Source organism: Saccharothrix sp. NRRL B-16314 (assembly GCF_000716595.1).
Lineage (GTDB): Bacteria > Actinomycetota > Actinomycetes > Mycobacteriales > Pseudonocardiaceae > Actinosynnema.
In genome coordinates this window covers 1-2,750 of the sequence record NZ_JNXC01000073.1, presented here as the reverse complement: position 1 = coordinate 2,750, position 2,750 = coordinate 1, and the positions used below count along the sequence as shown (strand labels likewise).

3 protein-coding genes are annotated in these 2,750 nt (G+C 69.6%); 1 reads left to right on the top strand and 2 read right to left on the bottom strand.

The window, feature by feature from the left end:
- Positions 1-193: 193 nt before the first annotated feature.
- Positions 194-1,480, bottom strand: coding sequence for a Gfo/Idh/MocA family protein (locus tag OQ02_RS38995; RefSeq protein WP_033443718.1), 1,287 nt, complete (start codon positions 1,478-1,480; stop codon positions 194-196).
- 69 nt (positions 1,481-1,549) lie between these two features.
- A complete protein-coding gene (locus OQ02_RS38990; protein WP_033443717.1) occupies positions 1,550-2,143 on the bottom strand; it encodes a TetR/AcrR family transcriptional regulator in 594 nt (197 codons plus the stop codon).
- 66 nt (positions 2,144-2,209) lie between these two features.
- Here OQ02_RS38990 and OQ02_RS38985 point away from each other — a divergent pair, with 66 nt between their 5' ends.
- On the top strand, positions 2,210-2,656 hold the full coding sequence (locus OQ02_RS38985; RefSeq protein WP_033443716.1) for a DUF1453 family protein: 447 nt from the start codon (positions 2,210-2,212) through the stop codon (positions 2,654-2,656).
- Positions 2,657-2,750: the final 94 nt, after the last annotated feature.

Sequence of the window (2,750 nt, the reverse complement as noted above, 5' to 3'; positions counted from 1 at the left end):
CGGGGCAGGACAGCGGGCAGGCGGGGCAGCGGGGCGGGCCAGGCTGGGGCAGGGCTGCCGGCGGGGCAGGGCAGGCGGCGGAGAATTAGGCGGATGCCGGCCGGACAGCGGCAGGAGCGGGTAGTGGGCGCGGCGCGCGAGAACGAGGTGAGGTGAGGTGGTGGTGGCGCGGGTTGGGGCGCAGGGCGCGTGGTCAGCGGAGGCTCAGGAGGTTGGTCACGTGGACTGGGTGGCCTGTTTCGAAGCTTTCGTTGGCGGCGAAGCCCGTCAGCAGTGAGAGTGCTCCGTCACGGTGGGTGGCTCGGCGGGACAGGGGGTCCGGTTGGCCGGGCGGCCCGTACAGGACCTCGGTCATCCGCTTGTCAGCGCCGCCGTGCCCACCACCGCCCGACTCCAGGGGGATGTCCTGGGGGCGGCCGAAGAGTGGCTGGACGGTCAGCCGGACACTGCCTTCCTCCGGGTTCGCCTCCTTGCCGTGCACGGCGGGCTGCTGGCCGCTGACCCACGTGTTCTCCACGACCTCCAGTTCCAGCCGTCCCCCGCTGCCGTTGACCATCAGCCGATAGCCCTCCCACGGCGAGTAGGCGGTCAGGTGGTACGTCAGGTTCGCCCCGCTCGCATACCTGACCAGCACCGACATGTCGTCCTCAATGGACACACCGGGCGCGAAGGGGTTCTGGTCCCGCTGGTAGCCGTCCTCGTGCTCGGCCTCCAGGTACAGCCGGCGCAGCCACGTGTCGCGCTCGATGTGCAGCGCGAACGGGTCGTCAAGAGCCTCCGGCGATCCGTGCACCCTGCCGTAGGGCCGAGCGTTGCCGTGACGCTTGCCGTTCTCCTCCCCGTAGAAGAACAGCCGCCCGTGCGCGTACACGACCTCCGGCACGGAATCGACCCACCAGTTCAACAAGTCGAAGTGGTGTGTGGCCTTGTGCACCATCAGGCCACCCGAGTTCTCCTTGTCGCGGTGCCAACGGCGGAAGTAGTCGGCGCCGTGCCTGACGTCCAGCAGCCACTCGAAGTGCACTGAACCGATCTCGCCGATCGCGCCGCCGGTCAGCAGCTCGCGCACCTTCTCGTGCACCGGGTTGTACCGGTAGTTGAACGTGACGGTGACCCTCCCGTCGTTGCGCTCCACCGCGTCAAACACCTTGCCCACACCGGCCGCGTCGACCGTCATCGGCTTCTCGGTGACGACATCACACCCGGCGTCCAACGCCTCCACGATGTAGGTGTCGTGGTGCCGGTCCACGGTGCAGACCACGACCACGTCGACCCGCTCCACCTCGATCATCCGGAGGAAGTCGGCGGCGGCGTACGTCGGCACGGGCCGGGCCAGGCGTTCGTTGTGCACCGCCATGCGAGTGGGGTTGACGTCGCAGAACGCGACCAGCTCGCCCTGCTCGGCGTGCCCGACGATCGCGTCGACGTGCAGCTCCGCCCGTGCACCGGTGCCCACGACCGCGTAGCGCCTGTGTGCCATGCCGCGCCTCCAGGTAAGCGTTTTCCACCACGCTAACCCGCCCTAGCCTCACACCGTCAAGGGCGGTTCTCACCGGCTGGACAGGGACTCCAGGTGCCTGCGCAACACGGCGCGCATGACGTCCGGCGTCGTCAGGTCGGGCTGGAGCACACCGTTCACCGCGAGGCCGTCGAGGAGCGACGCCAGCCGTTCGACCTCCAGCGCCACGTCCGGCACCCCGCCCTCGCCCAAGACCTTGCCGATCAGCACGCGCATCCCCGCGTGCAACCGCCGCGCTTCCGGCTGCAACGTCGGCCGGGTGCGCGCGGCGGTGACGAAGGCGAGCCAGATCTCCGACTCGTCGCGCCGGTCCGGGTCCAGGGGCAGCAGTTCGCCGAGCAGGTCCGCTACCGCCTGCCGCCGTTCGTCGGGTGTCGTCGCCGCACGGGCGCGTTCGGCGTGGGCCAGGACGCGGCGCTCCAACCGGTCGGTGAGTTCCGCGAGCGCGAACCGGAGCAGGTCGTCGTGGTCGGCGAAGTAGTGCCGGACCGAACCCACGGCAAGTCCGGCCTCGTCGGCGACGTTGCGCAGCGACGCCTGCTCCAGGCCATGCCGGCGGACGACGCGGAACACGGCTTCGGCCACCTCGCGACGGCGGGCAATTGGGTCCACGACCTTGGGCACGACCCCTTTTTAGCACATCCGTGCTAGCTTATTTAGCACAGTCATGCCATAAACGAAGGGGACGTCGTGCCGACTTGGGTGTTGATCGCCGTGGGGGTGGTCGTCGTGGTGGCGAAGCGGTTGCACGGTGAGCGGGTGAACGCGCGCGACCTCGTCGTGCCACCGCTGGTGCTGCTGGGCATCGGCGTGCACGGACTGACGGAGGTGGAGTTGACCGGCGTCGACTGGACGTGGCTGGTGGCGGGCTCGCTGGTCGGCCTGGCACTGGGCGTGGCACGCGGCTCTACCGTCCGGGTGTACTCGCAGGACGGCGCGCCGTGGCAGCAGTACACGTGGCGGACGTTGCTGGTCTGGGCGGGTTCGCTCGCGGTGAGCGCGGCACTGGGGCTCGCCGCGTCGGCGGCCGGCGCACCGGCGGACGCGCGCCCGTTGACGCTGTCGATCGGGATCGGCCTGCTCGGCGAGGCGATCCCGATCGGCGTGCGCCTGCTGAAAACCGCGCAGGACGCCTAGATGATTGATTCCAAGGGGTAGGCACCTGGAGATGTGGGGCGAGGGTGTCGATGTACGGGTTGTGACGACCGACATTGACACCCTCGCGACCGCA